The 17,324-nt window shown below is 69.6% G+C and carries 19 protein-coding genes and 3 tRNA genes; 4 read left to right on the top strand and 18 right to left on the bottom strand.

The window, feature by feature from the left end; all coding sequences use genetic code 11:
* Positions 1-2 precede the first annotated feature (2 nt).
* The 6 genes from HP507_RS00230 to HP507_RS00255 form a co-directional block, all read right to left on the bottom strand.
* Positions 3-935 carry a TolB family protein gene (locus HP507_RS00230; protein ID WP_175349898.1) on the bottom strand — a complete coding sequence of 311 codons (933 nt, stop codon included), beginning with the start codon at positions 933-935 and terminating at the stop codon, positions 3-5.
* A gap of 107 nt (positions 936-1,042) precedes the next feature.
* On the bottom strand, positions 1,043-1,882 hold the full coding sequence (locus HP507_RS00235) for a carbohydrate ABC transporter permease (RefSeq protein WP_175349899.1): 840 nt from the start codon (positions 1,880-1,882) through the stop codon (positions 1,043-1,045).
* Positions 1,875-2,867, bottom strand: coding sequence for a carbohydrate ABC transporter permease (locus HP507_RS00240; protein ID WP_175349900.1), 993 nt, complete (start codon positions 2,865-2,867; stop codon positions 1,875-1,877). The genes HP507_RS00235 and HP507_RS00240 overlap by 8 nt, the downstream gene beginning before the upstream one ends.
* A 211-nt stretch (positions 2,868-3,078) precedes the next feature.
* Complete coding sequence (locus tag HP507_RS00245) at positions 3,079-4,392, bottom strand: ABC transporter substrate-binding protein (RefSeq protein ID WP_175349901.1); 1,314 nt, start codon at positions 4,390-4,392, stop codon at positions 3,079-3,081.
* A gap of 126 nt (positions 4,393-4,518) precedes the next feature.
* Positions 4,519-5,664, bottom strand: a complete 1,146-nt coding sequence (locus HP507_RS00250; protein ID WP_175349902.1) for a Gfo/Idh/MocA family protein — start codon at positions 5,662-5,664, stop codon at positions 4,519-4,521.
* Positions 5,661-6,407 (bottom strand): sugar phosphate isomerase/epimerase family protein, encoded by a 747-nt coding sequence (locus HP507_RS00255; RefSeq protein WP_175349903.1) that lies wholly within the window; start codon positions 6,405-6,407, stop codon positions 5,661-5,663. Before HP507_RS00255 ends, HP507_RS00250 begins: the two co-directional genes overlap by 4 nt.
* A gap of 145 nt (positions 6,408-6,552) precedes the next feature.
* On the opposite strand from HP507_RS00255, the gene HP507_RS00260 reads away from it, so the two are divergent.
* Entirely contained in the window at positions 6,553-7,764 is a 1,212-nt protein-coding gene (locus tag HP507_RS00260) for an ROK family transcriptional regulator (protein ID WP_175349904.1), read from the top strand.
* 77 nt (positions 7,765-7,841) lie between these two features.
* Positions 7,842-8,564 (top strand): YqaJ viral recombinase family protein, encoded by a 723-nt coding sequence (locus HP507_RS00265; protein WP_175349905.1) that lies wholly within the window; start codon positions 7,842-7,844, stop codon positions 8,562-8,564.
* Here HP507_RS00265 and HP507_RS00270 read toward each other — a convergent pair.
* From HP507_RS00270 to HP507_RS00295, 6 genes are all read right to left on the bottom strand, one after another.
* Complete coding sequence (locus tag HP507_RS00270) at positions 8,561-9,172, bottom strand: Pr6Pr family membrane protein (RefSeq protein WP_175349906.1); 612 nt, start codon at positions 9,170-9,172, stop codon at positions 8,561-8,563. The two genes, HP507_RS00265 and HP507_RS00270, sit on opposite strands and share 4 nt — an antisense overlap.
* 86 nt (positions 9,173-9,258) lie before the next feature.
* A complete protein-coding gene (gene rplA, locus HP507_RS00275; RefSeq protein WP_175349907.1) occupies positions 9,259-9,948 on the bottom strand; it encodes a 50S ribosomal protein L1 in 690 nt (229 codons plus the stop codon).
* An 88-nt stretch (positions 9,949-10,036) separates the two neighbouring features.
* Positions 10,037-10,468, bottom strand: coding sequence for a 50S ribosomal protein L11 (gene rplK / locus HP507_RS00280; RefSeq protein ID WP_079236584.1), 432 nt, complete (start codon positions 10,466-10,468; stop codon positions 10,037-10,039).
* A gap of 141 nt (positions 10,469-10,609) precedes the next feature.
* Positions 10,610-11,650, bottom strand: a complete 1,041-nt coding sequence (nusG, locus tag HP507_RS00285) for a transcription termination/antitermination protein NusG (protein WP_175349908.1) — start codon at positions 11,648-11,650, stop codon at positions 10,610-10,612.
* Between the two features lie 119 nt (positions 11,651-11,769).
* Positions 11,770-12,033, bottom strand: a complete 264-nt coding sequence (gene secE, locus HP507_RS00290) for a preprotein translocase subunit SecE (protein ID WP_376985428.1) — start codon at positions 12,031-12,033, stop codon at positions 11,770-11,772.
* Positions 12,034-12,068: 35 nt separating this feature from the next.
* Positions 12,069-12,141, bottom strand: a tRNA-Trp gene (locus HP507_RS00295).
* A 181-nt stretch (positions 12,142-12,322) separates the two neighbouring features.
* Here HP507_RS00295 and HP507_RS00300 point away from each other — a divergent pair.
* Complete coding sequence (locus HP507_RS00300) at positions 12,323-13,504, top strand: pyridoxal phosphate-dependent aminotransferase (RefSeq protein ID WP_175349914.1); 1,182 nt, start codon at positions 12,323-12,325, stop codon at positions 13,502-13,504.
* Positions 13,505-13,571: 67 nt separating this feature from the next.
* On the opposite strand, the gene HP507_RS00305 is transcribed toward HP507_RS00300, so the two are convergent.
* The 3 genes from HP507_RS00305 to HP507_RS00315 are packed head-to-tail and all read right to left on the bottom strand — an operon-like array spanning position 13,572 to position 15,474.
* Positions 13,572-14,600, bottom strand: coding sequence for a UDP-N-acetylmuramate dehydrogenase (locus HP507_RS00305; protein WP_175349910.1), 1,029 nt, complete (start codon positions 14,598-14,600; stop codon positions 13,572-13,574).
* A 2-nt stretch (positions 14,601-14,602) separates the two neighbouring features.
* Positions 14,603-15,028 carry a MaoC/PaaZ C-terminal domain-containing protein gene (locus HP507_RS00310; RefSeq protein WP_175349911.1) on the bottom strand — a complete coding sequence of 142 codons (426 nt, stop codon included), beginning with the start codon at positions 15,026-15,028 and terminating at the stop codon, positions 14,603-14,605.
* Complete coding sequence (locus tag HP507_RS00315) at positions 15,025-15,474, bottom strand: MaoC family dehydratase N-terminal domain-containing protein (RefSeq protein WP_083857901.1); 450 nt, start codon at positions 15,472-15,474, stop codon at positions 15,025-15,027. Before HP507_RS00315 ends, HP507_RS00310 begins: the two co-directional genes overlap by 4 nt.
* A 137-nt stretch (positions 15,475-15,611) precedes the next feature.
* Here HP507_RS00315 and HP507_RS00320 point away from each other — a divergent pair, with 137 nt between their 5' ends.
* On the top strand, positions 15,612-16,001 hold the full coding sequence (locus HP507_RS00320) for a hypothetical protein (protein ID WP_175349912.1): 390 nt from the start codon (positions 15,612-15,614) through the stop codon (positions 15,999-16,001).
* A gap of 233 nt (positions 16,002-16,234) precedes the next feature.
* Here the strand turns inward: HP507_RS00320 and HP507_RS00325 are convergent.
* The 3 genes from HP507_RS00325 to HP507_RS00335 all read right to left on the bottom strand — a co-directional run.
* Positions 16,235-16,308 (bottom strand) — tRNA-Met (locus tag HP507_RS00325).
* A gap of 32 nt (positions 16,309-16,340) precedes the next feature.
* Positions 16,341-16,412, bottom strand: a tRNA-Thr gene (locus HP507_RS00330).
* A gap of 91 nt (positions 16,413-16,503) precedes the next feature.
* On the bottom strand, positions 16,504-17,324 hold an 821-nt coding region (locus HP507_RS00335), incomplete at its 5' end, for a M23 family metallopeptidase (protein ID WP_175349913.1).

Consider the following 17,324-nt stretch of genomic DNA (forward strand, 5'->3'; position numbering starts at 1 on the left):
CGCTACGACGTGACGGGGTAGTCGCAGTAGGCGAACCACGTCGAGTCGGGGGCCCACGGCGGCACGTTGACCGTGCCCTGACCACCGTCGAGCGTGACGAGGGTCTCCGGCACGACCGCCATGCGCGCCCCGCGCGCGAGCGCCCCGGGGAGGAGCCGGAGCTCCACGCGGTGGTCGGCGGGGTGCCCCTGCACGCCCGGCTCGTACGACAGGTAGAGCAGGTGCGCGCCGTCCGGCGACACGTGCGGGAACCAGTTCACCCGGTCGTCGTTCGTGATGCGGACCGGCTCCGACCCGCCGGGCCGCAGCGACGCGAGCTGCGCCGTCCCCGGGCTGAAGCGCTCGGTGTTGAAGAGCAGGACGTCGCCCGCGAAGGCGCAGCCGTCGTCCGGGAACAGGTCACGAGTGAGGAAGGTCGGCTTCCCCGTCGCAGGGTCGACCATGGCCACGTCCGTGGTCCAGACGCCGTCCTCGGACAGCTCCCCCACGATGGCCGCGAGCGAGCCGGCGTCGGGAGCGATCCCGTGCAGGTAGAACTTTCGCTTCGCCGGCAGGGCGGTGGTCGTGTCGGTGATCTGCGTCGCAGCGCCTCCGTCGGGCAGTGGGATGCGGCACAGCTCCCCGTTCCGCGCGCTGACCACGACCGACGCACCCGACGGGTCGAGCACGTGGTCGTTGTTGATCTCGTCGACGCCGGGCATCGGTACCGGGAGGAGCGCGGTCTCGTCGAGGACGTCCCCCGCCGCGGGCACCGGGAGCAGCCAGAGGTCGCCGTCGCCGTTCAGCACCAGTGTCTCGGCGTCGAGCACGTTGGGTGCCTCGACCAGCACCGTGCTCGACTCGAACACGAGCCGGCTCGTCCGCGCCTCGACGTCGTACACGTGCACGCGGCTGGTCTGCCCGGGCAGCAGCTGGCGCCCTCGGGTTTCGGTCATGCGGTCCATCCTGTCTCGATCGGTTCGGTCCCCCGCGCGAAAGCGACAGATTCCCGGCCGTGTGCGCCGGGAATCTGTCGCTTTCGGGGGGGTGTTGCGGGTAGCGCCTACTTCACCGCACCGGCCGTCAGGCCCGCCACGAACTGGCGCTGCACGACGAGGAACGCGATCACGACCGGGATCGACACGACGAGCGACGCCGCCATGATCTGGTTCCAGTACACGTTCGTCTGCGTCGAGTACTGCTGCAGGCCGACCGCGAGCGTCTGCCCGTCGCCGTTCGTCATGACCGAGGCGAAGAGCACCTCACCCCAGGCCGTCATGAACGAGTAGATCCCGACCGCGACCAGACCCGGACGGGCCGACGGCAGGATGACCCGGAACAGGGCGCCCATCGGTCCGGAACCGTCCACCATCGCGGCCTCGTCGAGCTCCCGCGGGATGGTCTCGAAGTAGCCCGCGAGCATCCAGATCGAGAACGGGAGCGTGAACGTCAGGTAGGTGATGATCAGGCCGGTCCAGCTGCCGACGAGCTGGATGCCGAGGGCGTTCCCGAGGTTGGTGAAGATGAGGAACAGCGGGAGCAGGAACAGCACGCCGGGGAACATCTGGGTGGAGAGCACCGCGGTCGTGAAGGTGCTCTTCCCCTTGAAGTTCCAGCGCGAGACACCGTAGGCGGCGAAGGTCGCGATGATCAGCGAGAACACCGTCGCGATCGTGCAGACCACGAGCGAGTTGATGAAGTACTTGCCGAGCGGGACCGTCGACCACATGTCGATGAACGGCTGCAGGGTGATCCGCGTCGGGATCCACGTGAAGTCGTTCTGCACGTCACCGAGCGGCTTCATCGCCGTGGTGATCATCACGTAGAGCGGGACGACCGTGAACAGGGTCAGGACGACCAGGGTGACGATCTTGAAGGACTTGGCGCCGACTGTTTCACGCACGGACGGACCTCCGGTTGGTGACGGCCAGGTAGATGCCGGTGACGATGAGCAGGAAGATGAGGAGCAGGACGCTCATCGCGGCACCGGAACCGAAGTTCCAGGTGATGAACGAGGCGTTGTAGATGTGGAAGCTCAGCAGGTCCGCCGCCGGCGGCTGCGCGGTCGAGCCGAACAGGACGAACGGCGTGTTGAAGTCGTTGAACGTCCAGAGGAACATCACGAGCACGAGCGTCACGTTGACCGGGCGCACCATCGGCAGCGTGATCGAGCGCCACTGGCGGAATGCCTTCGCACCGTCGACCGAGGCGGCCTCGTACACGTCGTGCGGGACGGACTGCAGACCGGCCATGAGCATGAGGAACGCGAACGGCCAGGTCTTCCAGATCGCCACCACGACGACCGAGACGAAGGCGTTCGACCCGATGAGCCAGAACGGCCCGGTGCCGTTGAACAGGTGCAGCTGGTCCACGAGGATGTGGTTGATCGCGCCGGAGTCACGCTGGAACATGAACTTCCAGGTGATGATGCCGGCGTACATCGGCAGCGCGTAGGGCACGAGGAACAGCGTGCGGAACAGCCCGCGGCCCGCGAACGGCTTCTGCAGCGCGACCGCCGCGGCCATGCCGAACGTCCACGAGAGCCCGACCACGAGGACCGTGAAGCCGCAGGTGATGAGGAACGAGTTGAGGACGCCCTTGCCGATCGCCTGGTCGAAGTCCACGACGACGGAGTAGTTGTGCAGCCCGGCGAACGGCGCCGCGCCCCAGTTGGCGATGAAGTACTTGGTGAGCTGGATGAACGAGATCCAGATGCCGGTGAGCATCGGCACGATGTGGATCAGCAGCTCGAAGAGGATGGCCGGTGCGACGAGCGCGTACGGCAGCCAGTGGGACTTGCGCTTGCGACCGGGAGGGCCCGAGATCGTCGGGGCCTTCGTGTGGGTCAGGTCGATGCGCTCGGACTCGGGCAGGATCGAGGTGGACATGGGGGCCTTTCGGCAGGAGGGAGGTCGGGTGCTTCGCGCGGACCGTGGCAGCGGTCGGGAGGCGCGGCATGCGTGAGCCGATGCGCTCACCCCCGGCGCGGGGCCGGGTGCGGGGCTGCTGGTGCGTCGGCGGTGACCCGCGGTCGCACCAGGGTGAGGGGCGGAGGCCCGGGCGCGCCCTGTCGGACGCGACCCGGGCCTCCGGTGTGGATCAACCGGCGGCCTGGGACACCTGGTCCTGAGCGGTCTGGAGCGCCGACTTGATGTCGGCGTCCGAGACCGTTCCACCGGTCGCGATCTTCGCGAACATGTCGTTCATCGCCTTGCCGACCGTGGACTCGAACTGGTCCTCGGCGGGGACCAGCGGGAGCGGCTCCGACTTCGTGTTGTAGATGTCGAGGAACGTCTTGGTCTCCTCGGAGACCCCGGAGGTGTCCTCGGCCGCCGACTTCAGCACCGGCAGCGCCGAGTACGGCTTGTCGAGCGTCTTCTGCGTGTCCGCGCTCGTCATGTACTTGACGAACTTGAGCGCCCCGTCCTTGTTCTTCGTGTTCTTGAAGATGGACAGGTTGATGCCGGCCACGTGGCTGGCGACCTGCTTGCCGCCCTCGGGGGCCGGGAACGGCACGACGCCGTACTGATCGGCCTTCATCCCGTTCGACTGGATGGTGGCGTCCGCGTTGTTCTGGTTCAGGATCATCGCCGCCTGGCCCTTGGCGAACGCCGCGACCGCCTGCGTGCCGTTGTCGAACTGCGCGTTCGAGGTGTTGACGGCCTTCTGCTCCTGCATGAGGTCCAGGTAGCGCTTGATGCCGTCGACGTTCGCCTTCTTCGTGAACGTCGGGTCACCCTTCTTGTCGAACCAGTCGCCGCCGTTCTGCGCGGCGTTGATGAACGCGAAGTGGGCGTTCTCCGTGTAGGAGCCCGCGGCGAGCGAGAAGCCGTAGACCTTCTTGCTCGGGTCGGTCAGCTTCTGCGCGTCCGCGGTGAGTTCTTCCCACGTGGTCGGCGGCTTGAGGCCGGCGTCCGAGAACATCTTCTTGTTGTAGTACAGGCCGTAGGCGAGTCCGTAGAGCGGGACGCTCGTGACGGTCTTGCCGGGTGCACCGCCCGTGGCGAGAGCGGTCTTCACGAACTTGTCCTTGCCGCCGATCGCCTTCATCTCCGAGGAACCGAACTCCTGGAAGGCACCGGTGGCCTGGAGCGAGGCCGCCCAGGTGTTGCCGATGTTCAGGACGTCCGGACCCTGGCCCGAGGTGACCGCGGTCTGGATCTTGTTCTGCAGGTCGTTCCAGCCGATGACCTGGAGGTTGACCTTGATCCCGGTCTCCTTCGTGAACTTCTTCAGGACGGGGGTCAGCACCTCCTTGTCGTTCTGGAGCGACGTGCCCTGGTTCGACGCCCAGTACGTGAGCGTCTTCGAGTCGCCGGAGGAGCCGGACGACCCGGAGGAGCAGGCTGCGAGGCCCGTCACCGTGAGTGCCGCGGCCGCGGTGATGGCCAGTGCGCGGATGGCAGTGCGCATGACTCTCTACTTTCTCGTCGTTGAGATGGTGCAGGGGGTGGTGCTGGTCGAGCTGTTCTTGCTGTCGGGTGCTGCTGTGTGGTGCGGGGTCCGTCCCCGGCCGCCAGCGGCCGGGGACGCCGGCCGTCAGGCCAGGGTCGACGCCGCGGGGTCCCAGCCCTCGGGGAGGGTCGGGGAGGGTGCGACGGTGCTCTCCACGAGCACCGCCTCACCACGTTCGGCTGCCTCGGCGATGGAGACCATCACGTCGAGGACGTGGAAGGCGAGGGCACCGGGGACCCGGTTCTCCTCACCGGCGCGGAGCGAGCGGGCGAGGTCGACCACGCCGGTGCCGCGCGAGTAGGTGGACCCGACCGCCGGGATCGTCTCCGGCTCCTCGGAACCGAGCGCGTACAGCTCGGTGTCGCCGTCGAAGTTGTTCGGGTCGGGGAACACGACGGTGCCGGTCTCGCCCGCGATCTCGACGAAGCCGGTGCGGCCGCGGTCGGACTCGAACGAGAAGACGCTCTGCGCGCTGCCACCGTTCTCGAACTCGATGAGCGCCGAGTGGTTCGTCGGGACCTCGACCGGGAACTCGGTGCCCGCCTTGGGGCCGGAGCCGATCGTGCGGGTCGCCCGGGACTTCGACGCCGTGGCGGTGACCTTCTTGACCGGGCCGAACGCCTGCACGAGCGTCGTGATGTAGTACGGGCCGATGTCGAACAGCGGGCCGGCGCCGTACGCGAAGAGGAACTCGGGGCTCGGGTGCCACGACTCCGGGCCGGGGCTCTGGAACAGCGTCAGGCCGTTGAGTGGCGTGCCGATGCGGCCGTCGCGGATGGTCCGGAGGGCGGTCTGCAGCCCGGCGCCGAGGAACGTGTCCGGGGCGACGCTGACCGTCTTGCCGGCGGCCGCGGCGGCGTCCCGGAGCTGTGCGGCGCTCGCGCGGTCGAGGGCGTAGGGCTTCTCCCCCCAGACGTGCTTGCCGGCGGCGAGGGCCTGCAGGGCGACCTCGACGTGGGCGGCGGGGATGGTCAGGTTGACGACGATCTCGATGTCGTCGTTCGCGAGGAGCTCCTCCACCGTGCCCGAGCCGGCGATGCCCCACTTCTCCGCCTGCGACGCCGCGCGGGGCAGGTCGATGTCGGCGATGAAGTGGACCTTCACGTCCGGGAAGACGGTGAGGTTCGAGAGGTACTGGTCCGAGATGACCCCGGCGCCGATGACGCCGACGCCGACGGGACCGGTCCTGGTCGTCGTGTCCTGCTGCGTGGTGACGGTGGTGTCGGTCATGCGCGGGCCCCCTGGAGGAAGGTGTACGAGTCGGTGACGGCCTGGAAGACGTCGCCCTCGTGGTCGTCGAGTTCGACGACGTGGAGTGCGTCCGGCGCGGCGGCGATGATCTCGCGGATCGGCATGATGCCGTCGCCCACGGCGACCTGCTTCTTGTCGTCGTGCGAGCCGTCGCCGTCCTTGACGTGCAGGAACTGGATCTTGTCGCCGAGGCGCTCGATGACGGCCACGGGGTCGTCACCGCCGACCTTCGCCCAGTAGGTGTCGAGTTCGAGCACGACGTCGTCGGACAGGGCACCGGCGAAGACCTCGAAGGCGCTCGTGCCGTCGATGCGGTTCGAGAACTCGAACGCGTGGTTGTGGTAGCCGAGGGTCAGGCCGTGGTCGGCGGCACGCGGGGCGAGGGCGTTCAGCTCGCGGGCGATCGCCTCGACGTCCTCACGCGTGGTCCACCGCGCTTCGTCGATGTGCGGGTCGATGAGGGTGCCGAGCCCGACGGTGACGCTCGCGTGGAAGATCTGCTCGAGGTCCTGCTCGCCGGTGTCCAGCAGACGGGCGTGTCCGCTCGGGCTCTGCAGTCCGGCTGCGGCAAGTGCATCGCGCAGCGACTCGGCGCGGTCGACGAAACCGAACGCCTCGACGTTCGTGTAGCCGATGTCGGCGATGCGCTGCAGCGTGCCGGGCAGATCGGCAGCGAGGGCGTCGCGGACCGTGTAGAGCTGGACGGAAAGCGGTTGGGTCACCGGGAGTTCTCCTCGTCGAGATGGTGCGGTCGTCTTCGACCGAGCGTCACACTACGAGCACTTTTGTCGGCGGTCAAGCAGAAGTCCGAGGAAAGTCGACCTACTTCGTTGCGTGGCGCGTTCGATGTGTGCTTCACTCCCCCACATGGTCGACTTGACTCGGACGGCAGCGTCGCCTCCGGTCGGGACGAGCGAGCTCTTCCAGATCCTCCGCGACGGCGTGCCGCGGACACGGGCCGAGCTCGCCGCACTGACGGGACTCGCACGCTCGACGATCGGCGTGCGCCTCGATGCCCTCATCGAGGTCGGACTCGTCGGTCCGGTGGACACCGCCGCCTCCACCGGCGGACGCCCACCCGCACAGGTGGCACTCATGCCCCGCGCCCGGCTCGTGATCGCCGCCGACCTCGGTGCCTCGCACGGACGGGTCGCGGTGACGGACCTCGTCGCCGCACCGCTCGCGACCCGTGAAGCGCGCATCGACATCGCCGCGGGCCCGGTCCCCACGCTCACCTGGCTCGTCGAGACGATCGACGCGCTGCTCGACGAGGTCGGACGGGCGCGGGACGACGTCATCGCGATCGGCATCGGCGTCCCCGGGCCGGTCGAGTTCTCAACCGGGCGCCCCGCCAACCCGCCCATCATGCCCGGCTGGGACGGCTTCGACGTGCCCGGCTGGCTCCGCGGCCACATCGCCGCCCACGTCCTGCTCGACAACGACGTGAACATCGCAGCACTCGGAGAGCGCGAGCACGGCTGGCCGGAGGTCGACCACCTGCTCTTCGTGAAGGTGGCCACCGGCATCGGCTCCGGCATCGTCTCGGACGGGCAGCTCCAGCGCGGCGCACAGGGCACCGCGGGCGACATCGGCCACGTCCGGGTCTCCAGCGCGGGTGACGTGCCGTGCCACTGCGGGAACACCGGCTGCCTCGAGGCCGTCGCCTCCGGACCAGCCATCGCACGGCGGCTCCGTGCGAAGGGCCACGACGTGCACACCAGCGCCGACGTCCTCGACCTCGTGAACCGTTCGGACCTCGACGCCATCCAGGCCGTGCGCCAGGCCGGGCGTGACATCGGCGAGGTCCTCGCCACGTGCGTCTCGCTCATGAACCCCTCGGTGATCGCCCTCGGCGGCTCGATCACCCAGGCCGGGGAGCACCTGCTCGCCGGCGTCCGGGAGGTCGTCTACTCCCGCTCGATGCCGCTCGCCACCGAACACCTCGTGATCGCGCAGTCCCGCGCCGGGTCGGTCGCAGCGCTGCAGGGAGCGGCGGCCCTGGCGATCGGGTACGCGCTCTCCCCGGCGGGCATCGACGAGCTCGTCGCCTTCGCGGAGGGCCGCCAGCTGGTGTCCTGACGACGGACGCCCGGCGCGTCGCGCCGGTTCCGGTGCGTCGGTTTCGCGTCGTCGGTGCACGGGGAGACAATCGTCGGGTGACGATCGTGCAGCCGACCCTGTGGGGCGATCTGGACCCCCTGGAGGCGCAGCCCGCCCCCGCCGGGCCTGCCCACGTCGAGCACGGCGTCACCACCACCACCACGTCGGCCTCCCTCGCACACGACACCTTCACCGCGCTGCGCGGACACACGGAACGCATCGTCGCGCACTCGTCCGACCGGGTCGCCTGGCTCCGCGCCCGCGCCATGGGCATCACCGCGACCGACGTCGCCCGCCTGGCCTCGCTGCGCGCCGTCGACGCCGTCGTCACCGACAAGCGCTACGGCTCCCGGTTCTCCGGCAACTCCTTCACGGAGCACGGCAGGGAGCGCGAACCGGTCATCGCAGCCTGGGTCGCCGCGACCCACGGGATCCAGCCCTCAGCGCACCTGTTCCACGCTGCGGCGAACCGGGCGCACCTCGCGACCCCGGACGGCGTCGGCGTCGACGGCTCCTCGCGGGTCGTGCTCGCCGAGATCAAGACGACGGCGAAGTCGTGGCGGAGCATCCCCCGGCACTACCTGCGGCAGATCTGGTGGCAGCAGTACGTCCTCGGGGCCGACCGCACCCTGTTCGTCTGGGAACGCCACGACGGGTTCGTCCCCGTCGCCGACGAACCCGAGTGCCGCTGGGTGGACCGTGACGACGACCAGATCCGCGGTCTGATCCTGCTCGCCGACATGGTGCTGGACCGGCTCCGGGGCTTCCGCTCGGCCTAGACGGGAACGATCCGCAGCCGACTCATCCCGACGACGAGCACGCCCATGAGCGCGATGAACACCGCCACCCCGAGTGCGTACAGCGCCACGACGCCGTACCCGAGATCGGGGTCGAGGAACGGGTACGGCACCCATCCGTCGGTCGCACCGCGGATCAGGACCACCACGAGCCACACGGCCGGGTAGAGCAGGAACCACCACACCTGCCGCAGGACCAGCCGACCGCGGTCCGCGAACAGCAGCCAGTCGAGCACCGCGTACGCGGGGATGACCTTGTGCATGACGTCGCTCGCCCACGGCAGGTCGAAGTTCGCCGCGAGAGCGGCTTCGGCGAGCAGCGTGTTGAACACCAGCCCGGTCGTCGCGATGTACACCGTCGCCGCCCCACGGACGAGGTCCACCCGTGTTGCCGATCGTCGGCGGCTCGATGACACGACCGCTGCGGCCAGTGCGCCCGCGATGATGAGGTTCGACTGGATGGTGAAGTAGCCGAAGAAGTTCCAGAACCGGAAGTTCCCGGACACCACCGCATGCTGCAGCTGCGCGACGACCGCGACCACGACGGCGATGACGGCGATCAGTCGGAGCGAGTTCACGAGGATGCGCACGGAGCCACGCTAGCGGCACTTCGCAGCCGGCACGCGAAAGGACCCGCACCGAAACGGTACGGGTCCTCCCGGAACTGATCAGTGGATCAGATGGCGTTGACGTCGAGCGGGATGCCCGGGCCGAAGGTCGTCGAGACGGCGCCCTTCGTGATGTAGCGGCCCTTCGAGGCGCTCGGCTTGAGGCGGTTGATCTCCTCGAGCGCGGTCGAGATGTTCTCGTCGAGCTGCTCCGGCGTGAACGAGGCCTTGCCGACGACGAAGTGCACGTTGGCGTGCTTGTCGACGCGGAACTCGATCTTGCCGCCCTTGATGTCGTTGACGGCCTGCGCCACGTTCGGGGTCACGGTGCCGGTCTTCGGGTTCGGCATGAGGCCACGCGGACCGAGCACCTTGCCGAGACGACCGACCTTGCCCATGAGCTCCGGCGTCGCGACGGCGGAGTCGAAGGCGGTGTAGCCCTCGGCGACCTTCGCGATGAGCTCGTCGCCACCGACCTCGTCGGCGCCGGCGGCGATGGCGGCCTCAGCCGCAGCGCCGACCGCGAAGACGATGACGCGGGCGGTCTTGCCCGTGCCGTGCGGCAGGATGACCGTGCCACGGACCATCTGGTCCGCCTTGCGCGGGTCGACGCCGAGCTTGAGGGCGACCTCGACGGTGGAGTCGGTCTTGGTCGAACCGGTCTCCTTCGCGAGGGCGACTGCCTCGGCGGGGGTGTAGAACTTGTCGGCCTCGATCTTCGCGGCCGCGGCCTGGTAGGCCTTGGACTTCTTCGCCATGGTGTTCTCCTTGGGAGCTACGTGGTTGACGAGCCGGCGCGGCTCTCCCACGGAAGGGTGTTGGGGTGTGTGCCTGAGCAGGTGGGGCTTACGCCTCGACCGTGATGCCCATCGAACGCGCGGTGCCGGCGATGATCTTCGCGGCGGCGTCGATGTCGTTGGCGTTCAGGTCGGCCTGCTTGGTCTCGGCGATCTGACGGACCTGGTCCATCGAGATCTTCGCGACCTTGACCGTGTGCGGGGTCGAGGACCCCTTCTGCACACCCGCAGCCTTCTTGATGAGCTCCGCGGCCGGCGGGGTCTTGAGGACGAACGTGAACGAACGGTCCTCGTAGACGGTGATCTCGACCGGCACGACGTTCCCACGCTGCGACTCGGTCGCGGCGTTGTACGCCTTGCAGAACTCCATGATGTTGACGCCGTGCTGACCGAGCGCCGGACCGATCGGCGGGGCCGGGTTGGCGGCGCCCGCATTGATCTGCAGCTTGATCAGGCCCGTGACCTTCTTCTTCGGTGCCATGACTTGTCTTCCTCCTGGAATCGAACGCACGGGGATCCGTGCACTCTCCCGCTGGTCCGGCCGTTCCGGACCGCGGTGAAGCCCCGCACGCACGAGGCGTGCGGGGCCAAACTCGATAAGTGTAGCTGGTGTTGGCGGGCGCTACAGCTTGGTGACCTGGTCGAAGCTGAGCTCGACCGGGGTCTCGCGCTCGAACAGTGAGACGAGCACGGTGAGCTTGCCGCTCTCCGGCTTGATCTCGGAGATCGAACCCGGCAGGCCCGCGAACGAGCCTTCCTTGATGGTGATCGTCTCGCCGATCTCGAAGTCGACCTCGGCGGCCGGCTGCGACTGGGCGCCGCCGGAACCCTTCGCGCCACCCTTGGTCGGGGCGGCCTCGGCGACCTGCACGAGCGACTTGAGCATGCCGAACGCCTCGTCGAAGCGGAGCGGCGTGGGGTTGTGGGCGTTGCCGACGAACCCGGTGACGCCCGGGGTGTGGCGGACGACCGACCACGAGTCCTCGTTGAGGTCCATGCGGACGAGCACGTACGAGGGGATCCGGACGCGGGTGACCAGCTTGCGCTGCCCGTTCTTGATCTCGACGACGTCCTCCATCGGGACCTCGACCTGGTAGATGTAGTCCTCCATCGACATCGAGACCATGCGGTTCTCGATGTTCGACTTCACGCGGCGCTCGAAGCCCGCGTAGGAGTGGATCACGTACCACTTGCCCGGCTTCATCCGCAGCTCGGCCTTGAACGCCTCGTACGGGTCGACCTCGGCCTCTTCCTCGGCGTCGAGCGCCTCGTCGGCAGCGAGGGCCTCGTTCGCGTCGGCCGCGGACTCCGCCTCCAGCTCGACTTCTTCCTCGTCCTCGACGGCCTCGACGGCGGCCTCGGCCTCGTCGGCGGTGTCCACCTCGAGCGCGTCGTCCACGACGGCGTCGGCCTCGGGGTCGCGGGCTTCCTGCAGGGCGGTGAGCGTCTCGTCGATGCCGGCGTCGACGGTGCCGTCGTCGGGCTCGTCGCTCAGGCCGAGCGAGTCGTCGTTCTCGTCCTCGACCTCGATCGCGCGTTCTTCGGCCGACTCGACCGAACGCTCCTCGCCGGTCTCGACGTCGCCTTCCTGGTTCTCCTCGACCTCGGAGGACTGCTCGGCAGCCGTGGCGAGGTCGATGTCGTCGCGGGAGTTGTCAGACAATGTCGATTCTTTCCGTTCGGTGGTGCGGATCGGGTTGGCGGGCGGATCGGGTCACGATCGGCGCCGTCTCGGGCGACCGTACTCCTGTCCGCGAGCGGCCAGGACAGCCGAGGTCCGGGTCAGGCCGTCGGCCCGTTGCCGAACACGTACCCGACGCCGAGTCCGAACGCGAAGTCGAGGATCGACACCAGGACCATCATCACGACGACGAAGACCAGGACGACGCCCGTGTAGCTGAAGAGCTCCTTGCGGGTCGGCGTGACCACCTTGCGGAGTTCGCCGATGACCTGCCGGATGAAGAGCACGACGGCAGCGAACGGCCCGCGGCGCTCGGCCCGGTCCTGCTTCGCCTTGGCGACGACGTCATCCGCCGTCGTCTCCATGTCTTTGCTCGCCAACTTCTACCCTTCCAGATGTGCAGGGCGGACAGGACTCGAACCTGCAACCTGCGGTTTTGGAGACCGCTGCTCTACCAATTGAGCCACCGCCCTTCGGACACGGTTCGTCACCGATCCGTGTTCCGGTGGTCGAGTGTACGGGAGTCCGTCACACGGTGTCCACTTGACGGATGCTCCGGCGTGCCGCGCCGATAGGCTGGGAGCCGTGAGCACCGAAGCCCCAGGCCCCGAGTCCACCGCCAACCCCGCTGCCGCGCCCCACCGTCGGCCGCGCATCGCGTCCCGCATCGCCGCGATCGCCGAGTCAGCGACGCTCAAGGTCGATGCGAAGGCCAAGGCGCTGAAGGCCGCCGGACGCCCGGTGATCTCCTTCGCCGCGGGTGAGCCGGACTTCGCCACGCCGCAGCACGTCGTCGACGCCGCCGTGCAGGCCGCGCAGGACCCGAAGAACCACCGGTACACGCCGGCCACGGGGCTGCCGGAACTGAAGCAGGCGATCGTCGAGAAGACCGCGCGGGAGTCCGGCGTGACCGTCGACCCCTCGCAGGTCATCGTCACGAACGGCGGCAAGCAGGCCGTGTACCAGGCGTTCCAGACGATCGTGGACGACGGCGACGAGGTCCTCCTCCCCGCCCCCTACTGGACCACCTACCCCGAGGCGATCCGACTCGCGGGCGGCGTCCCCGTCGACGTCTTCGCCGGCAGCGACCAGGACTACCTCGTGACGGTCGAGCAGCTCGAGGCCGCACGGACCCCGAAGACGAAGGCGCTGCTGTTCTGCTCGCCGTCGAACCCGACCGGCTCGGTGTACAGCGCCGAGCAGACGAAGGCCATCGGCGAGTGGGCCCTCGAGCACGGCATCTGGGTGATCAGCGACGAGATCTACCAGGACCTCGTGTACGACGGCGTCCGGTTCACCGGCATCCTCGACGCCGTGGCCGCCCTCGCGGACACGACGATCCTCGTCAACGGCGTCGCCAAGACGTACGCGATGACCGGCTGGCGCGTGGGCTGGTTCATCGGGCCGGCCGACGCCGTGAAGGCAGCGTCGAACCTGCAGTCGCACCTGTCGTCGAACGTCTCCAACGTGTCGCAGCGTGCGGCGATCGCGGCCCTGACCGGTCCGCAGGAGCCCGTCGAAGCCATGCGCGAGGCGTTCGACCGCCGACGCCGGACGATCGTCGCGGGGCTCAACGCGATCCCGGGCGTCGTCACGCCGACCCCGGAGGGTGCCTTCTACGTCTACCCGGACGTCACGGCGCTCCTCGGTCGCGAGTGGGCCGGGAAGACCCCGACCACGACCCTCGAGCTCGCCGACCTGATCCTCGAGCACGCCGAGGTCGCGGTCGTCCCGGGCGAGGCGTTCGGCCCGTCCGGCTACCTCCGCCTGTCGTACGCCCTGGGCGACGACGACATCGCCGAGGGCGTCGCCCGCCTGGCGAAGTTCTTCTCCTAGGGACGAGCGCAAGGCGGCCCACCTCGTCGAGGTGGGCCGCCCTCGCGTTCGGGAGGCGCGGCTCGGCTCAGGCGAGCAGGTCGCCGACCACGACGGGTTCCGGCACGAGCGACACACCGAAGCGGTTCAGGACGGTCACCTGGACGTAGCGGGCCAGCTCGGCCACCTGGGCGGCCGTCGCTCCCCCGCGGTTCGTCAGCGCGAGGGTGTGCTTCGAGGAGATCGCTGCGCGGGACCCGGGCACGGCGTACCCGCGGTGCACACCGGAGCGCTCGATGAGCCACGCCGCGCTCAGCTTGACGTCGTCGCCGGCGGGCCAGCGCGGCGCCTCGGCCGGCAGCGTCTCGGCGAACCCGGCGGACACGATCGGATTCGTGAAGAACGACCCCGCGCTCCACGTGTCGTGGTCCTCCGCGTCGAGGACCATGCCCTTCGAACCGCGCAGCCGCAGGACCTCGGACCGGACCGTCTCCGGCGCGACCGAGGACCCGAGGTCGACGCCGAGGGACCCGGCGAGCTGGGCGTACCGGACCGGGACCCCGGCCTCGGAGACGGTGCCGAGCCGGAACTCGACCGTCAGCACCACACCCCGCCGTCCGTGCTTGAGCGTCGACGTGCGGTAGCCGAGCGCCAGCTCGGCGGCGGGCACCCACGCACGCTCCCCCGTGGCCGCGTCGAGGAACTCGATCCGGGTGAGCACGTCGGACAGCTCGACCCCGTAGGCGCCGATGTTCTGCACGGGGGCGGCGCCGACCGTGCCCGGGATGCCGCTGAGCGCCTCCAGGCCGGTCCAACCGTGCTCGACGGTCGTGGCGACGAACGCGTCCCACGGTTCGCCGGCCGCGACGCGGACGGTGACGCCGTCGGCGTCGGTCTCGTGCTCGACGCCGCGGGTGCGCACGAGCACGACGGTGCCGTCGAAACCGTCGTCGGCGACGAGGAGGTTGCTGCCGCCGCCGAGGACGAGCCACGCGTCGTCCTCCCACGCCGCGGTGGCGTGCTCGACGAGCTCGTCGGTCGTGGTCGCGGTGAGCAGCCGCGCGGACGGACCACCGACGCGCAGCGTCGTGAGGTCCGCGAGCACCGGCTCCGACACGGTCAGCGGAACGCCACCGTGACCTGCGCCTTGCCGAGCACGGTCTGCCCGGCGGCGGTCACGGTGAGGTCGATGCGCTGCGGACGGCCCTCGTCGTCGACGGTGCCGACCTTGGCGACGACGCCGACGGTCGCTCCCTGCTCGGGGTCCACGACCACGGGACGGGTGAAGCGGACGCCGTAGCGGACGACGAACCCTCGGTCGCCGAGCCACTCGGAGACCGGCTGGACCGCGAGGCCCATGGTGAGCATGCCGTGGGCGAGGACGCCGGGCAGCCCGACCGAGGCGGCGACGTCGTCGCGGTAGTGGATCGGGTTGAAGTCGCCCGAGGCACCGGCGTAGCGGACGAGCGAGTCACGGGTGAGGTGGACCTCGCGCTCGGCGACGACGGTGCCGACCTCGAGCGCGGTGACGGGTGCGGCGGTCATGCGTCGTCTCCTCGGACGACGAGGGTGGAGGTCGCCGTGACGACGTGCTCCCCCGCGGCGTCGTTCATCGTGCTCTCGGCGGTGACCATGGCGTTGCCACCGAGGGTCTTCACGCTCGTGACCGTCAGCGTCGCGGTGAGCTCGTCGCCGGCGACGATCGGACGCTCGTAGGTGAAGGCCTGCTCGCCGTGGACCACGCGGGAGAAGTCGATCCCCGCGTCCGGCTCGGCGAGGAGCTGGGCGAGCGTCGCTTCCTGCACGACGACCGCGAAGGTCGGCGGGGCGACGACGTCGTCGTAGCCGGCGGCCCGGGCGGCATCGGGTTCGTGGTGGATCGGGTTCGTCGCGAACACGGCGCGGGAGAACTCGCGCACCTTCTCACGACCGACCAGGTAGGGCGCAGCCGGCGGGAACGTCCTGCCGACGAGCTCGGGGTTCACAGACACGTCCGGCAGTCTACCGACGCCCGTCCGGGGGCCTGTTGTTCATGAGTATGCATCGGCTACGCTGGGCCGGACGGTTCGGGGGAACCGATGCCGGCCCGGGGACTCCGGGCGAGGTCTTCCGGGGACGGGGAGGAACGATGGAGACGACCACCGAGTTCGCGGTGCACACGGGCGACCGGTGCACGGCCATGGAGATCGCCGGCGCAGCACTGCGCGAGGCCGGACACCACGTCGAGTCGACCGGGGGCACGATCACCGCCACGACCGGCAGTCGCGTGCTGACGATCCTGCTCGGGGCGCTCGTGCACCCCTCGCGGGAGTTCCGGCGCTACGAGCTGTCGACGACGGTCACGGGGACGTCGACCACGATCACGCTGCGGCACTCCGGGCACGGTACGGCGGTCTCCGGCGGGGGCATCGGTGCGGGGCGACGCCAGACGGCGTGGCGGCAGGTGAACGCGACGCTCGAGCGCGCCCTGCGGTCGGCCGGGGTGCTCGTGGCGCGCACGGAGCACCGCCCGTTCTGACGGGCGCGGGCGGGCGCCGCGCCGGGCGGGCGCAGCGTGCCGGGCGCCGGACACCGGACGCGCCCGCGTGAGGAACCACGAACGCGACATCGAACCGAGCACCGCGGGCGGTTCGATGTCGCCTTCGTGGTTCGACAGCCGCCGGCGCGCGAGCCGCCGGCGCCCGAGCCGCCGCCACGCGCAGCGCCACCGGGAACGACGAAAGCCCGGCGAGCGGATCGCCGGGCTTGCGGTAGCGAGGGCGGGACTTGAACCCGCGACACCACGATTATGAGCCGTGTGCTCTAACCAACTGAGCTACCCCGCCATGGATCCGGAGCGACTACGGCTCCGGGTCTGAGCCCCGAGTCAGGATTGAACTGACGACCCCTTCCTTACCATGGAAGTGCTCTACCACTGAGCTATCGGGGCATGTGCCGCTCGGCGGCACCACACGAGGATAGCAGACCCGCGACGGTGGTCAGGAACCCGTGCCGACGCCCGGGCGTGCCGCGCCGGTCCGCTAGTTCGCGTTGGCCTTGAGCCACGCCAGCGGGTCGACCGGGACACCGTCGACGTGGATCTCGAGGTGCAGGTGGGGGCCGGTCGAGTTGCCGGTGCTGCCCACGAGACCGAGCTCGTCGCCGACCTCGACCTGCTGTCCCTTGACCACCTTGAAGGAGTTGTCCTCCATGTGGCCGTACACGCTGACGAACTGCTTGCCGTCGACGTCGTGCTGGACCCAGACGTCGTTGCCGAAGCCGCCGTCGTTCGCCTGGACCTTGATGACCGTGCCCGCGGCGATCACCCGGATCGGGGTGCCCTCGCCCGGGGCGAAGTCGACGCCCATGTGGTTCGTGGAGCAGAACGAGCAGCCCTCGACCTGACGGCCGCCGAACCCGGAGGTGATCGGTACACCCGTGAGGAACGGCCACTGGATCGTGCCGTCGGGGTCGTTCGTGAAGCTCGACGAGTCGACGTTCTTGTACTGCGTGGCCGACGACACCGAGTACTGGTCGCGGTTCGTCTCGGCGTCCGTCGCACCCGCGCCGACGCTGAGGGACTGGGTGGCACCGGCGGTGGTCGCACGCTCGGACGTCGCGCCCGGCTCCGGCGTGAAGAGCGCCTGTGCGGGCAGCGAGGTCGACACGACGAGGCCGGCGGCGAAGAGGAGGGCACCCACGGCGGTGACGCGGGAGGCGGCACGTCGGAAGGACGCGCCCTGCTTCGCCGGTGCGGCCGGCTTCACGGGCTCGGCGACGGCGGTGCGACGGGTGGCGCGGCCGACGTTCGGGGTGCCCGCGACGGCACCGGCGCGGCTGGTCCGGCCGGTGCGGCGGGACG

The organism is Curtobacterium pusillum (genome assembly GCF_013359865.1).
Classification (GTDB): domain Bacteria; phylum Actinomycetota; class Actinomycetes; order Actinomycetales; family Microbacteriaceae; genus Curtobacterium; species Curtobacterium pusillum.